At 69.4% G+C, this 20675-nt stretch carries 22 protein-coding genes; 14 read left to right on the forward strand and 8 right to left on the reverse strand.

Going from position 1 to position 20675, the window contains the following annotated elements:
- Together E1218_RS14175 and E1218_RS14180 are read right to left on the reverse strand one after the other, a co-directional pair.
- The coding region (locus E1218_RS14175; RefSeq protein ID WP_165949264.1) for a sensor histidine kinase at positions 1–1207 on the reverse strand (1207 nt) is incomplete at its 3' end.
- Positions 1204–1860, reverse strand: a complete 657-nt coding sequence (locus E1218_RS14180) for a response regulator transcription factor (RefSeq protein WP_132320140.1) — start codon at positions 1858–1860, stop codon at positions 1204–1206. The genes E1218_RS14175 and E1218_RS14180, both read right to left, overlap by 4 nt.
- Positions 1861–1971: 111 nt before the next feature.
- On the opposite strand from E1218_RS14180, the gene E1218_RS14185 reads away from it, so the two are divergent.
- Genes E1218_RS14185 through E1218_RS14200 form a run of 4 tightly spaced genes read left to right on the forward strand, consistent with a single transcriptional unit; the run spans position 1972 to position 5417 of the window.
- Complete coding sequence (locus E1218_RS14185; RefSeq protein WP_132320142.1) at positions 1972–2490, forward strand: hypothetical protein; 519 nt, start codon at positions 1972–1974, stop codon at positions 2488–2490.
- A gap of 19 nt (positions 2491–2509) precedes the next feature.
- Positions 2510–3541: a peptidoglycan-binding protein gene (locus tag E1218_RS14190; RefSeq protein ID WP_132320144.1), complete on the forward strand. Its 1032-nt coding sequence runs from the start codon at positions 2510–2512 to the stop codon at positions 3539–3541.
- Positions 3538–4203, forward strand: a complete 666-nt coding sequence (locus E1218_RS14195; protein ID WP_132320146.1) for an ABC transporter ATP-binding protein — start codon at positions 3538–3540, stop codon at positions 4201–4203. The genes E1218_RS14190 and E1218_RS14195 overlap by 4 nt, the downstream gene beginning before the upstream one ends.
- On the forward strand, positions 4200–5417 hold the full coding sequence (locus tag E1218_RS14200; protein WP_132320148.1) for an ABC transporter permease: 1218 nt from the start codon (positions 4200–4202) through the stop codon (positions 5415–5417). The genes E1218_RS14195 and E1218_RS14200 overlap by 4 nt, the downstream gene beginning before the upstream one ends.
- On the opposite strand, the gene E1218_RS14205 is transcribed toward E1218_RS14200, so the two are convergent.
- From E1218_RS14205 to E1218_RS14220, 4 genes are all read right to left on the reverse strand, one after another.
- Entirely contained in the window at positions 5414–6364 is a 951-nt protein-coding gene (locus tag E1218_RS14205; protein ID WP_132320150.1) for a complex I subunit 1/NuoH family protein, read from the reverse strand. The genes E1218_RS14200 and E1218_RS14205 overlap by 4 nt on opposite strands.
- A gap of 276 nt (positions 6365–6640) precedes the next feature.
- Positions 6641–7396, reverse strand: coding sequence for an NADH-quinone oxidoreductase subunit C (locus tag E1218_RS14210; RefSeq protein WP_132320152.1), 756 nt, complete (start codon positions 7394–7396; stop codon positions 6641–6643).
- On the reverse strand, positions 7393–7953 hold the full coding sequence (locus E1218_RS14215) for an NADH-quinone oxidoreductase subunit B (RefSeq protein ID WP_233712220.1): 561 nt from the start codon (positions 7951–7953) through the stop codon (positions 7393–7395). The genes E1218_RS14210 and E1218_RS14215 overlap by 4 nt, the downstream gene beginning before the upstream one ends.
- A 4-nt stretch (positions 7954–7957) precedes the next feature.
- The gene (locus E1218_RS14220; RefSeq protein ID WP_202866001.1) at positions 7958–8803 is read right to left on the reverse strand and encodes an alpha/beta fold hydrolase; all 846 of its coding nucleotides are present in this window, start codon (positions 8801–8803) and stop codon (positions 7958–7960) included.
- Between the two features lie 82 nt (positions 8804–8885).
- Here E1218_RS14220 and E1218_RS14225 point away from each other — a divergent pair, with 82 nt between their 5' ends.
- From E1218_RS14225 to E1218_RS37950, 7 genes are all read left to right on the forward strand, one after another.
- Positions 8886–10349 carry a purine-cytosine permease family protein gene (locus E1218_RS14225; RefSeq protein ID WP_132320156.1) on the forward strand — a complete coding sequence of 488 codons (1464 nt, stop codon included), beginning with the start codon at positions 8886–8888 and terminating at the stop codon, positions 10347–10349.
- Positions 10349–10888: a cysteine hydrolase family protein gene (locus tag E1218_RS14230; protein ID WP_132320158.1), complete on the forward strand. Its 540-nt coding sequence runs from the start codon at positions 10349–10351 to the stop codon at positions 10886–10888. Before E1218_RS14225 ends, E1218_RS14230 begins: the two co-directional genes overlap by 1 nt.
- Before the next feature lie 7 nt (positions 10889–10895).
- Positions 10896–11603, forward strand: a complete 708-nt coding sequence (locus E1218_RS14235) for a GntR family transcriptional regulator (RefSeq protein ID WP_132320160.1) — start codon at positions 10896–10898, stop codon at positions 11601–11603.
- A gap of 215 nt (positions 11604–11818) precedes the next feature.
- Entirely contained in the window at positions 11819–12037 is a 219-nt protein-coding gene (locus E1218_RS14240; RefSeq protein WP_132320162.1) for a hypothetical protein, read from the forward strand.
- 238 nt (positions 12038–12275) lie between these two features.
- A complete protein-coding gene (locus E1218_RS37760; RefSeq protein WP_267900302.1) occupies positions 12276–12404 on the forward strand; it encodes a hypothetical protein in 129 nt (42 codons plus the stop codon).
- 15 nt (positions 12405–12419) lie between these two features.
- Positions 12420–12581 (forward strand): hypothetical protein, encoded by a 162-nt coding sequence (locus tag E1218_RS36070; RefSeq protein ID WP_165949265.1) that lies wholly within the window; start codon positions 12420–12422, stop codon positions 12579–12581.
- 113 nt (positions 12582–12694) lie between these two features.
- On the forward strand, positions 12695–15610 hold the full coding sequence (locus tag E1218_RS37950; RefSeq protein ID WP_132320164.1) for a helix-turn-helix transcriptional regulator: 2916 nt from the start codon (positions 12695–12697) through the stop codon (positions 15608–15610).
- 214 nt (positions 15611–15824) lie between these two features.
- Here E1218_RS37950 and E1218_RS14250 read toward each other — a convergent pair whose 3' ends face one another.
- The gene (locus tag E1218_RS14250; protein ID WP_132320166.1) at positions 15825–16061 is read right to left on the reverse strand and encodes a hypothetical protein; all 237 of its coding nucleotides are present in this window, start codon (positions 16059–16061) and stop codon (positions 15825–15827) included.
- A gap of 344 nt (positions 16062–16405) precedes the next feature.
- Here E1218_RS14250 and E1218_RS14255 point away from each other — a divergent pair, with 344 nt between their 5' ends.
- The 3 genes from E1218_RS14255 to E1218_RS14265 all read left to right on the forward strand — a co-directional run bounded on the left by E1218_RS14255 (position 16406) and on the right by E1218_RS14265 (position 18612).
- Entirely contained in the window at positions 16406–16981 is a 576-nt protein-coding gene (locus E1218_RS14255) for a hypothetical protein (protein ID WP_132320168.1), read from the forward strand.
- Positions 16982–17179: 198 nt separating this feature from the next.
- Positions 17180–17950, forward strand: coding sequence for a GntR family transcriptional regulator (locus E1218_RS14260; RefSeq protein ID WP_132320170.1), 771 nt, complete (start codon positions 17180–17182; stop codon positions 17948–17950).
- A gap of 179 nt (positions 17951–18129) precedes the next feature.
- Entirely contained in the window at positions 18130–18612 is a 483-nt protein-coding gene (locus E1218_RS14265) for a GNAT family N-acetyltransferase (protein WP_165949266.1), read from the forward strand.
- Between the two features lie 544 nt (positions 18613–19156).
- On the opposite strand, the gene E1218_RS14270 is transcribed toward E1218_RS14265, so the two are convergent.
- Positions 19157–20566 (reverse strand): S8 family peptidase, encoded by a 1410-nt coding sequence (locus E1218_RS14270; protein WP_165949267.1) that lies wholly within the window; start codon positions 20564–20566, stop codon positions 19157–19159.
- Positions 20567–20675: the final 109 nt, after the last annotated feature.

Raw genomic sequence — 20675 nt, forward strand, 5'->3', positions numbered from 1 at the left:
GGGTCACGGCGATTTCCAGGCCGCCGCCGGGGCGGGGGACGGCGGCGACCGTGCCGGCGTGGGCTTCGGCGACCGAGCGGACGATGGAGAGGCCGAGGCCGGCGCCCTTGCCGCCGACGAGGCGTTCGGCGCCCAGGCGGTAGAAGGGCTTGAAGAGCGCCTCGACCTCGTACGGCGGGATGTCGGGGCCGGTGTTGGTGACGACGACCTCGACGTGGTCGCCGACGGTCTTGCTGACGACGCGGACCCAGCGGTCACCGGCGGGCAGGTTGTGGCGGATGCCGTTCTCGACCAGGTTGTGGACGAGGCGTTCGAGCAGCAACGCGTCGCCCCGGGTGGGTGCGTCGCCAGGCCCGCGGATGATCTCGACGCCGGCGGTCGACGCTTCGGCGGCGAGTTGGCCGGCGACGTGGTCGACGATGTCGCCGAGGTTGACCGGGTAGACGGTGGTGAGTTGCTTCTCGGAGTCGGCGAGGATGAGCAGGCCGTCGATGAGTTGCTCGTGGCGGGCGTTGATCGTGAGCAGGCTCTCGCCGAGTTCCTTCACGTCCGCGGACGCCGTGCGGCGGTGCATCGCGACCTCGACCAGGGCCCGGCCGAGCGTGAGCGGCGTACGCAACTCGTGGGAGGCGTTGGCGACGAACCGGCGCTGGCCGTCGAACGAATGGTCGAGCCGCTCGACCATGGTGTCGAAGGCGTCCGCGAGGTTCTTCACCTCGTCGTCAGGGCCCCGCAGGGCGATCCGCTCGTGCAGCGCCGCCGGTGACGCGGCGATCCGCCGGGCGGTGTCGGTGACCCGGTGCAGCGGCGCCAGCACGCGCCCGGCGACCAGCCAGCCGAAACCCGCCGCCAGGCCGCCGACGACGAGCAGGGCGATGCTGCCCTGGGTGAGCAAGGACTTGACCGCCGCCTGCCGTACCTGCTCCCGCTGCTTCTGGATGGCCTCGTCGGCGGCCGGTCCGGTCAGCACGTCGCCGTCCTTGTTCAGCACGAAGAGCTGATTCGGCGGCCTCGGTGTCGGGGTCACCCCGGGCCTGGGGGTGTTGACGTACGTGCCCTGCACGAGCACGCGATGCCCGGTCCCGAGGTTGTTGTCGAACAGCACGTACGTCAGCCCCAGCAGCAGGACGCCGGCCACCATGAACAACCCGCCGTAGATCAAGGTCAGCCGCCCCCGCAGCGTCAGCCGCCGCGGTGTCAGTGTCACGGGATGCGGTAGCCGACCCCGGTGACGGTCTCCACCAGCCCCGGCTCCCCCAGCTTCCGCCGCAGCTTGAGGATGGTCAGCCGCACCGCCCCGGTGAACGGATCCACGTGTTCGTCCCATGCCTTCTCCAGCAGTTGTTCGGCCGAGACGGTCGCACCGTCGGCTCGCAGCAGTTCGGCCAGGACGGCGAACTCCTTCTTCGACAGCGGTACGTACCGCCCGTCCCGGAACACCTCGTGCCGGGCCGGATCCAGGGTCACCCCGGCCCGGCGCAGTACCGGCGGATCCGCTGGACGGCTCCGGCGCCCCAGGGCCAGCACCCGCGCAGCCAGCTCGGCGAACGCGAACGGCTTGGTCAGGTAGTCGTCCGCGCCCAGCCCGAGCCCGAAGACCCGGTCGGTCACCGCGGCCGCGGCGGTCAGCATCAGCACCCGGGTGTCCGACCCGGACTCCACCAGTCGACGGCACACTTCGTCGCCGTGGACGACGGGGATGTCACGGTCCAGCACGAGTACGTCGTACTCGTGCACCGCCAAACGCTCGAGCGCGGTACCGCCGTCGCCGGTGACGTCGACCGCGTGGGACTCGTCCCGCAACCACTCCGCGATCGCTGCCGCCAGCAACGGTTCGTCCTCGACCACAAGCACTCGCACGCACTCCATGATCCCCGATGCGCGTGTTTCCTGCGTGTTATCGCCCTCGGAAACGGTGCGGAAACGGCTCGCGGCCAAGGCTTGGCGCCAGAACCGACCCAAGGAGATGTGATGCGCAAGACCACTCTGGCCGCGGCACTGCTGGCGACCGCCGCACTGCTGACCGGCTGCGCCTCGGAGGTGCCCGACGCGCAGGTCGCGTCGGGCACCGGGGCGCAGGCGCAGGCAACCGCACCCACCAGCGCGCCGGACGGCCTGAGCCGGGACGAGAAGGCGATCAAGTTCACCCAGTGTCTGCGGGAGCAGGGCCTCGACGTGCCAGACCCGGAGCCCGGCAAGGGTCCGATGCTCAAGTTCGACCGCAACTCGGGCGTCACCCGGGAGAAGGTGCAGCAGGCGATGGACGCCTGCAAGGAGTTCAACCCGCAGGGCGAGGGCGGGCCGAACCCGCAGCAGGAGGAGAACGGCCGGAAGTTCGCCGAGTGCATGCGGGAGAACGGCGTGGAGAAGTTCCCGGACCCCAAGCCGGGCCAGCGCGGCATCATGATCGGCCCGGGGGTCGCTGACGACCCGGACTTCCAGCAGGCGCAGGAGACCTGCCAGCCGATCATGGCCGGAAAGCAGAAGTGATGCGCCGACACTGACCGCCGTGGTCGTCCTGGCCGCCGGAGGCGCCGCGAGCGCGTTCCTGGTGAACCGGGGCGACACCAGCCAGGCAGCAGACCAGACCGCCGCCGCGGTACCCGTCAACACCGCCGAGGTCACACAGCAGACGCTCAAGGACACCGAGAGCGCGGACGGCGAGCTCGGCTTCGGTACGACGTCCGCCGCCGTCAACCGCGCGGCCGGGACGATCACCGGCGTCCCCGACAGCGGACAGGAGTTCCGGCGCGGCCACACGGTGTACAGCGTGGACAACAAGCCGACCACGCTGATGTACGGCACTCTTCCGGCCTACCGGAGGCTCTCCGACGGCAGTGAAGGTACGGACGTCCTGCAGCTCGAGCAGAACCTCAGTGCGATGGGCTACACCGGATTCACCGTCGACGACGAGTTCACCGAGGCCACGGCCGAGGCGGTCCAGGAGTGGCAGGAGGACCTGGGCCAGGACGAGACAGGGGCCGTCGAGCTCGGCAGTGTGCTGTTCGCACCGGGTCACATCCGGGTGGAGAGCGTGGAGGCGCAGGAGGGCGCACCGATCGGGCCGAACCAGAACGTCCTCACCTACACGGGTACGACGAAGGCGGTCACGGTCCAGCTGGACGCCGCCGACCAGCGGCTCGCGAAGCCGAACGCGAAGGTCGACGTCACCCTCCCGGACGGCGCCACCGTGCCGGGCCGGGTGGAGAAGGTGTCGACGGTGATCATCCCGGCCGAGAGCCCGGACAACGACCCGGAGACCAAGGTCGAGGTCATCGTCGCGATCGACAACCAGAAGGCGGTGGCTGCGTGGTCGCTGGCCTCGGTCGACGTCACCTTCACCGCGTCCGAGCGGAAGAACGTACTGACCGTCCCGGTGGCCGCCCTGGTCGCTCTGCGCGAGGGCGGGTTCGGCGTCGAGGTCTCCGACGGTACGGCGTCGCGCTACGTGCCGGTGAAGACCGGACTGTTCGCCGGCGGCCAGGTCGAGATCAGCGGCGCCGGGATCAAGCCGGGCACCGAGGTGGGGATCCCGAAGTGATCGAACTGACCGAGGTGACGAAGGTCTACCCGGGCGGCGTCACCGCCCTCGGCGGCGTGAGCCTGCGGATCGACCGCGGCGAACTGGTCGCGATCGTCGGGCCGTCGGGCTCGGGCAAGTCGACGATGCTCAACGTCCTCGGCACCCTGGACCGGCCGACGTCCGGCACGGTCCGGATCGACCGGTACGACGTCGCGCGGCTGTCCGACTCGGGTCTGTCCGCGCTGCGGGCGACCCGGATCGGCTTCGTGTTCCAGCAGTTCCACCTGGCGGCCGGCGTACGGGCGCTGGACAACGTGGCCGACGGCCTCCTGTACTCCGGTCTGCGGCCGTCGGTACGGCGCAAGCGGGCGGCGGCCGCGCTGGAGCGGGTCGGCCTCGAACACCGCATGGACCACGAACCGCATGAACTGTCCGGTGGCGAGCGGCAGCGGGTCGCCGTGGCACGGGCGGTCGCGGGCGAGCCCGCCGTACTGCTGGCCGATGAGCCGACCGGGGCGCTGGATTCGGCGTCCGGCGCGGGGGTGATGCAGTTGCTGCGCGACCTGCACGCGAGCGGTACGACGGTCGTCATCATCACGCACGACCGGGACATCGCGGCGTCGCTGCCGCGGCAGGTCCGGATGCGCGACGGCCGGATCCTCGAGGAGGTGTACGCATGAGTGGATCCCGCGCGAACGCCGAGCCGAAGCCGGCGAAGTTGTGGCCGCGCGACGTGGTCCGGGTCGGGGCGATCGGGTTGCGGACCCGCCCGATGCGGGCGTTCCTGTCCGCGCTGGGGATCGCGATCGGGATCGCCGCGATGGTCGCCGTGGTCGGCATCTCGTCGTCGTCACGGGCCGAGCTCGACGGGCAACTCGATGCCCTGGGCACCAATCTGCTGACGGTCGCACCGGGCACCCGGCTGACCGGCGAGGAGGCCCAGCTCCCGCTCACCGCGGAGGCGATGGTCGGCCGGATCGGTCCGGTGCGGGCGCAGTCCGCGGTCGGCCGGGTCGACGACGCGTCGGTGTACCGGAGCGACAAGATCCCGGTCGTCGAGACCAACGGCATCATCGCGTACGCCGCCCGGCCGAACCTCCTGGACACGATCGGCGGCGTGGTCCGCAGCGGCAAGTGGATCGACGCGGCGACCGGCCGTTACCCGGCGACCGTGCTCGGGGCGAGCGCCGCCGAGCGACTCGGCATCACTCGCGCCGGCCCGGACACGCAGGTGCTGATCGGGGACAGGTGGTTCACGGTGCTGGGGATCCTGGAGCCCGCAGCGCTGGCTCCGGAGCTGGACAGCGCCGCGCTGATGGGCTGGCCCGCGGCGGACAGCACGCTGGACTTCGACGGGCACCCGACGACGATCTACACCCGCTCGGACGACTCCCAGGTGGAGGCGGTCCGTTCGGTGCTCGGGGCGACGGCCAACCCGGAGGCGCCGAACGAGGTCGACGTCTCCCGCCCGTCGGACGCGCTCGCCGCCAAACAGGCCGCGGGTGAGGCCTTCACCGGCCTGCTCCTCGGCCTGGGCGCGGTCGCGCTGCTCGTCGGCGGGGTCGGAGTCGCCAACATCATGGTCATCTCCGTCCTGGAACGCCGGGCCGAGATCGGTCTGCGCCGTTCCCTGGGAGCAACCCGGGGCCAGATCCGCACGCAGTTCCTGACCGAGTCCCTCCTCCTGTCCGCCCTGGGCGGTGCAGGCGGCGCGCTCCTGGGCTCCGCGGTCAGCGCCGCCTACGCCTCGTACCAGAACTGGCTCACGGTCATCCCTGTGTGGTCCCTGGCCGGCGGGGTAGGCGCCACCCTTGTCATCGGAGCCCTGGCCGGCCTCTACCCAGCCATCCGAGCCTCCCGCCTCTCCCCCACGGAAGCGCTGGCAACTCCTTAGAGGAAGACGGTGACCCCGATGCCGGTGAGCGCGAGCTGGAGCAGCGCCACCGGCACGAGGGCCTGCCAGGCGAGCTTCTGGAGTTGGTCGGCGCGCAGCCTCGGGAAGGAGACTCGGACCCAGATCACGACCAGGGACACGAACGCGATCTTCAGGATGGACCAGATCCACCCGATGGAGTCCGGCCCGGGGCCGCTCCAGCCGCCGAGGAACAGGACCGACGTGAGTCCGGCGAGGACGACGATGCCGGCGTACTCGGCGAGCAGGAACATGGCGAACCGGAGACCGGTGTACTCGGTGTAGGGCCCGAAGATCACCTCGGAGTCCGCGACCGGCATGTCGAACGGCGGCCGCTGGAGCTCGGCGAGTCCGGCGATGAAGAACACCACCAGCCCGGGCAGCTGCCAGAGCAACCACCACGGGTTCCACGCCTCGGCGATCCCGGTCAGGCTCAGCGTCCCGGCCGCGACCGCGACACTCGCCGCCGACAGCACGAACGGGAGCTCGTAGCTCATCAACTGGGCGGCGACCCGGAGCCCGCCGAGCAGGCTGTACTTGTTGCCGCTGCCCCAGCCCGCCATCAGCGAGCCGAGAACGCCGATGCTCATCACCGCGAGCACGAAGAACAGACCGGAGTCCAGGTCCGCACCGACGATGCCCGGCGCCAGCGGGATCGCGGCGATCGCGGCCAGGTACGGCAGGATCGCGACGATGGGGGCCCACTCGAACACCCGCCGGTCCGCGGCGGCCGGGACCACGCTCTCCTTCTGCACGAACTTCACGCCGTCCGCGACGAGCTGCGCCCAGCCGTGGAACGCCCCGGCGTACATCGGGCCGAGTCGCGACTGCATGTGGGCCATCACCTTGTGCTCGGCCTGACCGACCAGCAAGGGCGCCACCAGGAAGGCGACGATCACGCCGACCACCCGCACCACGAACTCGACCATGACCGCACCCTACCGACTCCGGCTTGACCTCAACCAACGTTGAGGGCGAAGGCTGGTACTCCATCGATCACGCCCCGTCGTACGGCGCGGGGTTCCCTCTGCACCGTCACAAACGGCCAGGTCACCCGCGAAGAGGTCTTCTACTACACCCCTCCGCACGCCTGAGCTCATCCCGATCATCGGAAAGAAACGTGCAGCCGGCGACCACAGGTTCTCGCGAAGGCGAACTCACGGACGTTCGAGAGTACGGGCGGGCCAGCCCCGGTGCCGTCGGGATCACGAAGGCGGGTCCACCGGCGGCTGCTGGTCGGTGGGCGCTGGCTCAGCAGGCGCCTGGGGCTCGGCCGGCGGCGCTTCGGCTTGTTTGCGGGTACGGCGTTCAGCACCGGCTCGGCGGGGACGGGCCGGGGTGGACGCCGCCTGAGCAGGCGCCAACGGGTCCGGGTCGGCTGCGCCGGGCGGCCGCGGACCCCAGGTGTCCGGATCCGGCACGCCAGGCGGCAGCGTGCGCCGCCGGCTGGGCGCGCCGTGAGCGGGAGCCTGGTCCGACTCGCCCGGCTCTTTCGCGCCGGGCCAGGGCTTGGCGACCCGGGACGCGAGGATGAACTCCTTGCGGAGTGGGTTGCCTTCGAAGCCGTCAGGGAGCAGCAGTGGGATGAGGTTCGGGTGGTTCTCGAAAGTGATGCCGAACATCTCGTGCGTCTCGCGCTCGTGCCAGTTGGCCCCGGCGTACACGTCGGACAGGCTCGGCAGCGAGGGGTTCTCCCGCGGGACCAGGGTGCGCACCAACACGTGCTCGACATGCGAGCCACCCCAGAAGTCGGCGAGGTGCGACACCACCCGGAACCCGTCGGTGAGCTCGTCGCTCGCGGTCAGGAAGTCGAAGAACGTCAGCCCGACGGCTTCCCGCAGTATCTCGTGCGCGGCGACCCACGACTCCGCCGGTACGTCGATCGCCACCGGGCCGAAGCTGTCGGCCTGCTTCGCGGCGATCCCCGCGCCGGTCAGCGCGTCGAGGGCGTCAGCGCTCACGGCGGCGTCACCAGGCCGCGGGTCAGGGCCGCGGCCGACGGCTCCTCGTACCGGCTCGTCATGTCCTCGCCGGCGATCTTCTCCTGGAGCTTGAGGATGCCCTGCAGCAGTGCCTCCGGCCGCGGCGGGCAGCCGGGCACGTACACGTCGACCGGAATGACCTGGTCGACGCCCTTGGTGACGCAGTACGAGTCCCAGTACGGGCCGCCGGAGTTCGAGCAGGAACCGAACGAGATCACGTACTTCGGCTCCGGCATCTGGTCGTAGAGCCGCTTGATCGCGGGCGCCATCTTGTCCGTCACGGTGCCGGACACGACCATCAGGTCGGCCTGCCGGGGACCGGGCGCGAACGGGATCACGCCCAGCCGGATGAAGTCGTGCCGGCCCATCGACGCGGCGATGAACTCGATCGCGCAGCAGGCGAGGCCGAAGTTGAACACCCAGAGGGAGTACTTGCGGCCCCAGTTCAGCAGATACCGGACCGGCTCGGGCGCGAGCTTCGCCAGCGCACCCACGTCCGGCCGCACGGTCGGCATCGGCAGCTCGGTCTGGGCCATGCCCTCAGCCTAGTCCGACAATCTCCTCGGCGAGGACCTCCGGGTACTCCAGCGGCGCGTAGTGGCCGACGCCGTCGACGAACCGCAGCCGTTCGTCGCTGAAGAAGTCGTCCAGCCGGTCCGACCAGGCGCGCGGGAACAGCGGGTCGAACTGCGGCCACAGAACCACCGTCGGTACGGCGATCCGGTCGTACGACGCCGGCGCCGTCTCGGCGGCCGAGGTGGCGACCGAACCCGCACCGGCCCGGTACCAGTTGATCGACGCCGTGAATGCACCCGGCCGCGAGTACACCTCCACCAGGTGATCCAGTTCCGGCTCGAACCCGGGCCCGGACCAGTGCGTCCAGAAGTGCCGCAGGTACGACCGGACCGCCTCGGGGTTCCCGTCGATCAGCTCCTCGATCACCGGCAACCGGTGGAACGCCTGGTACCAGAACTCCGCTTGCGCATGCTCGGAGAACACCCGCTTCCCGATCCCCGGCAGCGGCGGTGCCAGCACCATGCCGCGCACCAGGTCTGGCCTGTTCCGGGCGATCCACTGCGCGACCCGGCTGCCGATGTCGTACCCGGCGAGCACCGGCCGGTCGAGCCCGAGCTCCTCGATCAGCCCGACAACGCTCCGCCCTTGCGCTTCAACGCCGTACTGCGAGGGATCCGTCGACAGCCTGTCCGACTCGCCGAACCCGCGCAGATCGGGCACCACGACCTCCAGCCCGCGCTCGACGAGCATCGGCGCCAGCAGGCGGTAGTCCGTCCGGTCCCCCGGCCAGCCGTGCAGCAGGACGACCGCCGGCCCTTCGCCGTCTCGGTCGTACGCCAGCGAGAACCTGTCCACCGCGCTACTCAGCATGCACCACATTCTTGACCACCCTGAGGTCCCGGCCTACCGTGATTGAACAGGACTGGACAGGTTCATTCGGGTTGGAGACGGCATGGCCGATCAGCTTGAGGTGCGGGGACCGGAGTCGCGGGCGCTCGCGGTGGAGAGCAACGGGCTGAACGTGATCGCGGACGAGGAGCGGAAGGGCCGGCCGAGTCAGCTGTTCTGGCCGTGGTTCGGGGCGAACGTCTCGGTCCTCGGCCTGAGTTACGGCGCGTTCGCGCTCGGGTTCGGCATCTCCTTCTGGCAGGCGCTGATCGCCGGCGTGATCGGGATCGTGTTCTCGTTCCTGCTGTGCGGGCTGATCTCGCTGGCCGGCAAGCGCGGGTCGGCGCCGACGATGGTGCTCAGCCGGGCCGCGTTCGGTGTCCGGGGCAACAAACTGCCGTCGTTGGTGTCCTGGTTGCTGACCGTCGGCTGGGAGACCGTGCTGACGATCCTGGCGACGCTCGCGACCGCGACCGTGTTCGAGCGCCTCGGCTGGGGCGGCGGCGCGATGACGAAGGTGATCGCACTGATCGTGGTCGGCGTACTCGTCGTCGTCTGCGGTGTCCTCGGGTTCGACCTGATCATGCGCGCGCAGGCGGTGATCACGATCGTCACCGGCGTGCTCACGGTCGTCTACATCGCCCTGGTCGCGGACCGGATCAGCTGGAGCACGGTCTCCGGCCTGCCGAGCGGGTCGGGCCAGCAGTTGATCGGCGCGCTGGTCTTCCTGATGACCGGCTTCGGCCTCGGCTGGGTGAACCTGGCCGCCGACTACTCGCGCTACCTCCCGCGGCGGTCGTCCGGCGCGGGCGTGGTCGGCTGGACCACGTTCGGGGCGTCCGTCGCACCACTGATCCTGTTCAGCTTCGGTCTGCTGCTGGCCGGGTCGTCGACCGACCTGAGCGAGGCGATCGCCGCCGACCCGATCGGTGCGCTGGCGGCCGCGCTGCCGATGTGGTTCCTGGTGCCGTTCGTGATCGTCGCCGTCCTCGGCCTGGTCGGCGGGGCGGTCCTCGACATCTACTCCTCCGGCCTGGCCCTGCTGTCGATCGGCCTGCCCGCGCCCCGGTACGTCGCCGCGTTCATCGACGGCCTGGTGATGATCGCCGGGACCATCTACGTGGTCTTCTACGGTGACGAGTTCCTCGGCGAGTTCCAGGGCTTCCTGATCACACTCGGCGTCCCGGTCGCGGCCTGGTGCGGCATCGTGCTGGCCGACATCTTCACCCGCCGGCGCGACTACGCCGAGGCCGACCTCTACGACCACCGCGGCCGGTACGGCGACGTCCGCTGGCTGCCGGTGGTCACCATGGTGATTGCGACCGCCATCGGCTGGGGACTGGTCACGAACTCGCTGGCGAGCTGGCTGACCTGGCAGGGCTACCTGCTCGATCCGCTCGGTCTCGGCGGCAAGGAAGGTGCCTGGGCCTACGCGAACCTCGGCGTGCTGTTCGCGCTGGTCGCCGGGTTCGTGGTGCAACTGGCCGGCGGGACGTCCGCCGTACGTAAGCAGGAAGAAGTGGGCTGATGGCTCCGGTACTCGCGCTGATCGACCTGCAGCGGATCTTCGCGGATCCGGACTCGGGCTGGGCCGCGCCGGACTTCCAGCGGGTCGTGAAGCCGACCAAGGAGCTGATCGAGATCCTCTCGCCCGAGGTGGTCTTCACCCGGTTCGTCGCCCCCGAGAAGCCGGTCGGCTCCTGGGCGACGTACTACGAGCTGTACCCGTTCGCGCTGCAGTCACCGGACTCGGACGACTACCAGCTCGTGGACGAGTTCAAGGGAGCCCCGACGCTCGACAAGACCACGTTCGGCGCCTGGGGACCCGAGCTCGCCGACCGCGTCGGCACCGGCGGTCACCTGGTCCTGTCGGGCGTGACCACCGACTGCTGCGTCATCACGACCGCACTGGCCGCGGTCGACGCCGGTGTCTACGTCCAGGTGGTCGAGGACGCCTGCGCCGGTGCCGACGACGCGAGCCACCAGAAGGCGATCGACATCATGCGGCTCTACTCGCCGATGCTGGAGATCGTCACCGTCGATCAGGTCCGCGCCCTGAACCAGTGAGCCGCCGATGTCCGAGATCTCGCTGAAGCACGAGCGCATCGCGGCCGTGCTGGCCCGGGAGATCCGTTCCGGCCTGGTACGGCGGGGCGCCCAACTGCCCGGCGAGGTGGAGCTGGCCAAGCGGTTCTCGGTCAGCCGGAACACGGTCCGCTCGGCGCTCGCCGTACTGTCCGAGGACGGGCTGATCACCACCCGCACCGGGAAGGGCTCGTTCGTGCTGTTCGACGGGCGGCCACTGGACGGCCGGCTCGGGTGGACGCACGCGCTCGCCGAGCAGGGCGTCCAGACCCGGATGCGGACGGTCAAGATCGCCCTCGAACGGGACCCGGACCTGGCCGACCGGCTCGGGCTCGGCTCACCGGACATGATCGTGATCGAGCGCCTGCGGCAGCTCGCCGGCGGCGAGGCCATCTCGATCGAACGCAGTCGGCTCCCCGCGCTGGCGTCCTTGCGCGACCTGCCCGCGCGGGGCCTCGACAACGGCTCGATCACCGCCACCCTGCACAGCGCCGGCCTGCACCTCGACCACTGCGACCAACGCCTCCGCGGCCGCCCGCTGGATCCCACCGAGGCCGGTCTGCTCGGTCGGGCAACCGGCACGTGGTTCCTGCACACGGAGCGCACCAGCTGGACGGCCGACGATCGTTTCGCCGAGTACGCCGAGAGTTTGCTGGATCCTGAGCACTTCGAGCTCAGCTTGTCCTACAGCAGTTGACCCGACGCTCGCTCCGCAGCCACTTCCTCGTCTCTGCGCTCATCGGCTACCGCCGACGTGCGTGCGGTCGGCGTCGCCCCGACTCGAGACCGGGCAGTTCGGCCGAACGCGATGACGGCCGCCGGTGGACACGTCACCACGACGCGGTTGAGTGCGGCGGGGGCGATCACAAGCTGACTAAGGCGTCGCGGGCTCCGGCATAGGGAGTTGTGCCGATGCGGAAATCCACCTCAGGCGAGCACCGTTCAGGCATCGACGAGTTCGCGGAGGAGAGCATGCTCATCTACTCGACCAGTTCCGTCCAGGCAGAGGTCAAGTACCGCCAGGACCGGATCAAGCGCGACTTCCAGCGGCCGTTCTGGTTCTGGCGCAAGCCCAGGCCGGTGGCTCCCGCACCCCACGCGCCCGAGCTGCGGGCCCGTCCGGCGATGTGAACGCCAGATCGCCGCCTGTCCCACGTCCACCGGCGCGGCCGGCTCTTCGGAGCCCGGCCGCGCCTCGTCGTTCCGGGGTCCGCGGGCGGTCCCTACGCCGTACCTGAGGTCCCTAGGACCGCCTATGAGTCACCGGGCGCGGTGGATAGGGAGGAGTTCCGATGTGCGGGCCTACCTCAGAGGAGCAGATTCGAGGCATCGGCAGGGAGCCGGAGACACCACGTCCAAGGAGCACCAGATGTTCACGAACGAATCGGTCAAGGCAGAGGTCGACTACCGCAGGGAGCGCCTCAGCCGCGACTTCCGGCAGCACCGGAGCACCCGGGGCCGCCGGCACCTCGTCCACCTGTTCGGCCGGAAAGCCTGAGGGGAGGCAGACAGCATGTATCTCACACCTGACTACGTGAAGGCGGAGACCGACTACCGCCGGGAGCGGATCACCCGCGAGTACCGCGCGGCGAACCGCCGGAAGCGCGCCGAGCGGACCGCGCGGACCGAGCCGCGGCACGCCCGCCGGGTCCTCCGACCCACGACGGCGGCATGACCGCCGGGACCGCCGTCCCTGACCTGGAAGCACCGGTCAGGGACGGCGTTTTCGTTGCCACCGGCGACCACCGGAAGGGCTGCCGTCGATTTGTGTCGGCTCCAGGGGCGAAGATGGACGACGTGCCCTGGACCTCGACACCTCTCGTCGGCCGCTCTGCCGAGATGGCCGCCCTGCTCAGCGCCGTCGACGACGCCAAGACGCGTCGGGCCGGCGCCGTCCTGCTGTCCGGTGACGCCGGCGTCGGCAAGACCCGGCTGCTGGACGAGGTGGCCACCGGCGCGCACGAACGCGGGTTCGGCGTCCTGGTCGGACACTGCACCGACTTCGGCGACGCCGGTCTGCCGTACCTGCCGTTCACCGAGATCTTCGGCCGGCTGGCGGGCGACCGGCCCGACCTGGTCGAGAGCGTGCTCACCAACTTCCCGGCGATCGGCCGGCTGCTGCCCACGCACCGCCTGATCGGCGCCCAGCCCGTGCCGCAGGACGGCCAGCTGGACCGGGCCGCCCTGTTCGACGCGGTCCTGGGCGCGTTCACCGCGCTGTCGACCAGCGAGCCGCTGCTGGTGATCATCGAGGACGCGCACTGGGCCGACGACTCGACCCGGGACCTGATCGGTTTCCTGATCACCCGGCTCACCTCCCAGCGCCTGACCCTGGTGGTGTCCTACCGCAGCGACGACCTGCACCGCCGGCATCCGCTCCGCCGCCCGATCGCCGAGTGGTCCCGCAACCCGCGGGTCCGCCGGGTCAGCCTGCTGCCCCTGGACGCCGACGAGTCCCGCGTCCTGCTGAACTCGCTCCTCACCGAGCCGCTGCCGGAGTCCGAGGTACGGCGGATCCTCGACCGGGCCGGCGGGAACGCGTTCTTCACCGAGGAGCTGGTCGCGGCCGCCTCGATGGGCGACGGGGAGGCGGTACCGCCGGATCTGGCCGATCTGCTGCTGGTCCGGCTCGATCCGCTGTCGGACGACGCCCGGCAGGTCGCCCGGGTGATCGCGGTCGCGGGCCGTCGGGTCCCGCACAACCTGCTCACCGCGGTCGCCGGGCTGCCGGACCGCGAGCTGGACGACGCCCTGCGCGAGCTCATCGACGCCCACATCATCGACGTACCGGCCAACGACCGGTATTACTTCCGCCACGCCCTGCTGGCCGAGGCGGTGTACGACGACTTGCTGCCGGGCGAGCGCGTCCGGCAGCACTCGGCGTACGTGCAGGCGCTGAAGGACCAGACCGTCGCGGGGACGGCGGCCGAGCTCGCCGGGCACGCCACCCGGTCGCACAACCTGGCCGAGGCCTTCGAGGCCCGGGTGCGGGCCGGCGAAGAGGCCATCTCGGTGGCCGCGCCGCAGGAAGCACTCAAGCACTACGAGCTGGCGATGGAGCTGTTCCCGAACCGGTCGCCCGAGAGCACGATCGACAAGATCTGGCTGACCGTGCAGACCGCGACCGCCGCGACACTGTCCTCGCAGCACCTGCGGGCGCTGAAGATCCTCCGTAAGGCGCTGGCCGAGCTGCCCGCGGACGCGTCCGGGATGGACCGGGCCCAGCTGCTGCTGCCGCTGGCCGACATCGCGCTGGTGATCGACCAGGACCAGGAGGCGCTCGAGGCGATCTCGCAGGCGCTCAAGCTGGTCAACGACGAGCCGGCCAGCGTGTTCAAGGCCCACGTCGCCTCGCTCTACGCCCGGGTCTCGGATGCGCTGGGCCGGCCGATGGAGGCCGAGCGCTGGGCGTTGCGGGCGCTCGAGATCGCTCGCGAGGCCGGTCAGGAGTCCGCGATGGGCGACGCCGGCATCACCCTCGCCGTGCTGCGTCGTCGGGCCGGCGATCCGGTCGGCGCGGTCCGGCAGCTGGAGGAGGCCGCGGTCCGGGCGCAACTGGCGGGCGACGCGGCGGCGGAGATCCGGAGCCGCTTCCTGCTCGGCTCGACGCATTACGAGCAGGGCGACCTGCAGAACGCGAAGTCCGCGCTGGCGCTCGCGATGAGGCGAGCCGGGGAGCTCGGACGCCAGTGGGCCGCGTACGGATTCGACGCGCGGCGAATGCTCGGGCTGACGCAGTTCGTCCTCGGCGAGTGGGACGACGCGGCGGCGACCGCCCGGACCGACTCGATGACGCCGAACGCGTCCGCGGCGGCGCTGCGGGCGGTGGAGTTCGCAGTCCGCAGCGGGCGCGGTGACACCTCGGTCGCGGACGAGCTGGAGCGGCTGCGCAAGTGGTGGGACCTCGACGTGATGCTGCCGATCATCGGTCTGCAGCCGGCGGTGGACGCCTACCGGCAGCTCGATCAGCCGGCGGAGGCGGAGAAGCTGATCGCCGACGTGTCCGCGCTGCTCGAGGACGTGTTCCAGAGCGAGTGGTACATGGCGCGGATCCGGTTCTCGACCCTCGGGCTGCAGGTGCTGTGCCACCGGGCCGTGGGTGAGCCGTCCGCGGCCGAGGAGCTGGTGGACAAGGGGTCGGAGCTGCTCGCGGCCGGGCACGCGACGGCGGAGAAGGGCCTTCCGCCCGGGCGGCTGATGGGTGTCGAGGGGCTGGCGTGGCTCACGCGGCTCGAGGCGGAGTGGGAGCGGCTGCGCTGGCTGACCGGGATCGATCCACCGACGCCCGAGGAGCACGTGTCCGTGTGGGAGCGGACGGTGGACGCGTTCGGGTACGGCTACATCTTCGAGCAGGCGTGGTCGCGGGTGCGGCTGTCCGCCGCGCTGCGGGCGGCGGGGCGGGTCGCGGAGGCGAACGAGCAGGCTGCGCTGGCCGCTGAGGTCGGGCGTGAGCTGGCGTCGAAGCCGCTGCTCGACGAAGTCGGCGGAGTGGAAGGTGGCGGGGCGAGCAGCCTGACGTCGCGGGAGACCGAGGTGCTCGCGCTGCTCGCCGAGGGGCGCACCAACCGGCAGTTGGCGCGGGAGCTGTACATCAGCGAGAAGACGGTCAGCGTGCACGTCTCCAACATCCTGGCGAAGCTCGGCGTCCGCTCCCGCACCGAAGCCGCCGCGGTAGCCCGCCGAGACGGCCTCCTGGACAACTAGCCCGCCGACGTCCACCACCACCGGACGCCCCCGCGCCCCACGAAAGCGCACAGCACGCCCTCAGGCTCGACCCGGGCAGGGCGCCGGGTCGGCCTGGGGCCCGACGACCGGGTCGCTCACGTTCGGCGCTGTGCGTGTCCGCCGAACGCGAGCGATCGGTATGCCGGGCGGAACCCGGGTGTGGGGCCCGGGTGTCTCGGGATCGTGCTGTGAATCAGCCGTGGCCGCGGCGAGGACTGCTCTCCGTCTCGTTCCGCCGGGCCCTGTCCTGGGCGCGTGCTCCGGCGCGGGCGATCTCGTCACCGGTGTGCCCCCGCCGGTCACTGTCCATCGGTCGGTCCGGCTGGACGATGTCGTCGAACACGTGCTGCGCGTGCCGCATTCTGGTCACAGTCAGTACCACGACTCCGGTCGCGACCAGCGCGATCACCACCCAGAGTTGCCACGACATCGCCTCACCGCCCTGTGTGCACCCCGTTTCCCCGCGTAGTCACCATAGCTGCGATTTCAGCGATTGGCGACGGCCTGTACGCAATCCGTTATTCCGGTGCGTGAGTTCGTGACGTTCGTTGCCAAATGCAATCACAAAGGGTGACCAGGCAACGATCTCGCCGCCTGAGCGAAGACTACGTTCAGTCACCGCTGCGCCCGCCTGCTGGCGTGTGCAGCGCTCACCGCCACCGTCATCGGCTGCTCCGTTGAGGACAACGAACGACCCGGCCAGGTACTACCCTCCGCCTCGGATCACAGTGCTGACAGACACCAAGAACCCTGCAGCTTCCCCTCGACCAGTACATGTTCTCGGTCAAGGACTACCGCCTCCTGAGCGAGGCTCACGGGATCCTCGTGCATCGCTGCATGCAGCGGTACGGCGCCAACTACCCGGTCCGGCCCTTTCAAGACGGCGGAGCTGAAACCAGGAACCAGGGCCGCTACGGCATCACGGATCCGGCTGAGGCCGGCCACTTCGGCTACCGCATGCCCGGCAGAGACAAGAAACCGGCGCCATCCGCACGACCCTATGACCCGAGGATCGACGCACTCCTCACCGGTACAGGCGCCCCTAGCGTTGCTGGCCGGCCGCTTCCCAAGGACGGCTGCGCCGGCGAGGCACAACGGTTTCTCGCCGGCGGGACCGCGGGGCCGGAAGACATCGCCGAGCCGATGGGAATGAAGAGCTGGGACCAATCCCGCGCCGACCCTCGAGTCCAGGAGGTCTTCGTGCGCTGGTCAGACTGTATGAAGAAGAACGGCCTGAACCACAGGACTCCGCTGGGTTCCAGTCGCGACCGGGAGCTCGTCAAGAAGCTGACCCTCTCCAGATCAAGACGGCAGTCGCCGATGCCTCCTGTAAGCGGGAACCCAACGTGATCGGGACATGGGCCGCCGTCGAAGCGTCGTACCAGGAAATCCTCGTCCGCGAGAACAGACCAGCACTGGAGCTCCTTCGGAAGGCGAACCTGGCCTGCTATAACGGCGGCGACCGTCGCGGGCGGCCGAATCACTCAGGACGAGATTGCGCTTGTCAAATGCGGATATCGTGGTCGGACAGCAGCCTAGGAGCCGGCCATGCCAGCCAGACACAAGGTCATCGCCCGCCTCATCCAGCGCGACATAGCGGCCGGGACTCTCACTCCCGGCCAAGCCCTGCCAACCGATGAGGAACTGGCGCGCAAATACAAAGCCCCGATCGAAGAGTTGCGGCTGGCGATCGCCCATCTGAGCAACAGCGGCCTGATCACAGTGGACGACGCCGGCGAAGCAGCGGTGAGCGACCCGCCGACCCAGAGCCATGTCACATCGGCATCAACCAGCTACCTGAAGCCGCTTCCGAGACACGACGACCAGTTCCACGAATCAGCAAGCCAACTCGGTCTGGCCGCGACCCAGCGGGTCGAGACCGATCAAGCGCCTGCGTCCGCCCAGATCGCGGATCGGCTCGACATCAAGCTCGGGCAGCAAGTGCTTCATCTACGGACCGTCCGACTCGCCGATGCTGTGCCGGTCGAACTGGAGGACACCTACTACCCCTGCGACCTGGTCGGCACCGGTCCCGCCGCGGCGGACAGCATCCCCGATGAGTTCCTTCACAGGTTCGGCTGGACACGAGTGGGATGGCAGGACGCGATCACGGCTCGCTGTCCTACAGATGCCGAAGCAGCACACCTAGAGCTCACCGACCCCAGTCCCATCATCGAGCGCACCCGAGTCCGCTACGCGAAGAAAAACGACGGGCCACCCCGGCCCGTCAGCTACACCCAGTCGGTTCTGATCGGAGGCCGCAACCAGTTGGTCTACCACCTCAAACAAGCCGACCTCCCCATCTCAATGAGGGGTTGACGGCGCGCTCCCTCGCCCACAAGCCGACCTGATGGGTTCCAGACCACAACGCGATCATCCGACGTGACATCCGAACGTCTGAAACTGGCATGAACGGGAGTTGATGAGCCGGGAGTTGGTGGCGTCTCTGACACACTTGACGGATGAGACCCGCGCTGTTTGGGCCCAGACTGCGCCTTGTGCCAGCGACCTTGGAGCACATCGACTTGTTCGCCGAGCTCAACTGTGACCCGGATGTGATGCGATATGTCACCGGACGATCGTCGTCGCGGGCCGAGGTCGAAGAGGAGTGGTCACGGCGCTTTGGGCCACGCACCGACGAGAGCCGCGGTCTGGGATACTGGGTCGGATACTCCGACGCTCGCTTCATCGGCTGGTGGGGTCTCGGAGTCCCGACGGGCCAGTTGGATGCTGGCGAACTCGGCTTCCGGATCAAGAGTGAGCACTGGCGGCGCGGCTTCGGATTCGAGGGGGCGCGGTGCGTCATCGACCACGGCTTCTCCACCGTAGGTGTCCGGCTTATCTGGGCTGGCACTGTTGCGAGCAATGCCGCCTCACGCGCGACTCTGACGAAACTCGGCCTGCGCTGTATCGATGAGCCGGCGCCGGGCGTGCTCACATACGCGATCACACTTCAGGCGTGGCGCGCCGCCATGCACTGAAGGACAAACTGTCCGGCGGCTGAGGCGCGCTGATTCCTCCTTTGCGCGCCGATGGTGCACTTCTCGTGAAGTATTTTAGTTGCCGTTAGGTTGTTAGATGCTTGACCTCTCCCGCGCGGCCGCTTGCTGAGACCTGAACGCGCGCAGCCGATCCTTCGTCAGGCGTTCCCTCGTCCGCTCTGGTCCCATCCGGTCGCGTGATCAGATTCGTAGCGCCTGACTCGGTGGCGGTCTCCGGCGTGTCCGAGTAGTACATCGTGCCGATCGTGATCTCTTGGTCGACGATGCGCCAATGTGTCCTCATCGCGCGGGTCGCGCAGCGTTCATCGTGAGCGGGAATTCCGAGATGTAGTTGGGGTGCCCTGATCGCCGAGGGGCAGCGCATCGAGGATGCGTCGTATGCGGCGACCCAGTTCCGGCACTTTCGGGCTGCCGCGTTCGGATCAGATCGTCGACCACGCCCATCAGGATCTCCTGGTGCGGAGGACAGTCCCGATGAGCGTGGCCCACCCTTCCCCCATCCGGAAGCCTGGTTCTGGCACGCCTAGGGTCTGCATGCGACCCGCGCGTACCGCTGGTCTGCCGAGTTGCTGTTGGCATCTGTCACGGTGACTGTGAGCTCGACGATGACCCAGCCGCCGGGACCCTGTGGCCCGGATGGGCAGCCCGCGCTGATCGACCGTTGGCCGTACCAGCCGCTGGTGCCGTTGAACGTCCACCAGAGCGACTCCACGGTGCCGGGCGACGTCGTCATCGAGCAGGCGATGGAGGTGCCTCCGGTGCAGGTCATGGTGCGGACCGTCGGACCGTGCACTCGGTACAGGAGCCGGTTCGGGGACCCGGTGCCGACGTCATCGATCTGGTTCTTGGTCACGTTGTAGCGCAGGCTGTAGGCCACCTGGAGCGGCGAGGCGGTTGGGCTCTTGGACAGGTAGAGCGCTGCTGCGCCGGCGACGTGTGGAACTGCCATGGAGGTGCCGCTCTTCGTCCCGGTCGCGGTGTCGCTGGTTTTCAGCGCGGACAGGACGCCGCGCCCGGGAGCAAACAGGTCGAGGCATCTGCCCTTGTTGGAGTCGGGCCACCGGTCGTCGTCCTGTTCGGTCGCGCCTACGGTGATCGCGTCGAGCACTCTGGCAGGCGAGTAGTCGCAGGCGTCGTCGTTGTCGTTGCCGGCGGCCACAACGTAGGTGACTCCCTGGTCCGACGATCGCTTGACGGCATCGTCGATGCTGCCGGAGCCCGAGCCGCCCAGGCTCATGGTCGCCACTGCCGGTCTAACGTGGTTCGCGGTGACCCAGTCGATGCCTTGCACGATGTTGGAGACCGTCCCGTCGCCCGCGCAGTTCATCACCTTGACCGCGATCAGTCGTGCGGCCTTGGCGACTCCGTAAGTCGTGCCCCCGACCGTGCCGGCGACGTGGGTGCCATGGCCGTTGCAGTCGCTGGCGATGTTGTCCTCGTTGACGGTGTCGCGGCCGTAGCTGGCGCGGCCGCCGAACTCGTTGTGACTGATCCGGATGCCGGTGTCGATCACGTAGACGTTGACCCAGCCTGCTGTCGTGTCGTACTTGTAGTTCTGGTTCATGGGCAGATAGCGCTCATCGATGCGGTCCAGTCCCCACGGCGGATCCGGCTGGTCGGACGCGATCCGCATCACCCGGTCCGGTTCGACATAGGCGACCGCGGGATCGGCGGCGATACGGCGCGCCTGCTGCTCGGTCATGGTGGCGGCGAATCCGGACAGGGCCGCGCTGTACGTCTGTGTGACGCGAGCTCCATGGCGGGACGCAAGCCCGCGCGCCGCCTCCCCAACCGCGCCGCGCCGTACCGCGTCGGTGAACACCACGATGTAGCGATCCTCGATGACGCCGGGGCCGCCGGCATTGCGAATCGGCCCCTCGGCGGCCGCCCACGCAGCACCAGCACGCGGTGTGATCATCACCGCCGCCAGCACCCCAGCCAGCGCGATGCCAACCGCGAGACGTAAGAGCCGGCCGATCTCGACCCGATTGGTCATGCCGCACCTCCCATTACCTGAGTTACGTAGGACGGTAGGAAGAGCG

The organism is Kribbella turkmenica, from assembly GCF_004348725.1.
Taxonomy (GTDB): Bacteria; Actinomycetota; Actinomycetes; order Propionibacteriales; family Kribbellaceae; genus Kribbella; species Kribbella turkmenica.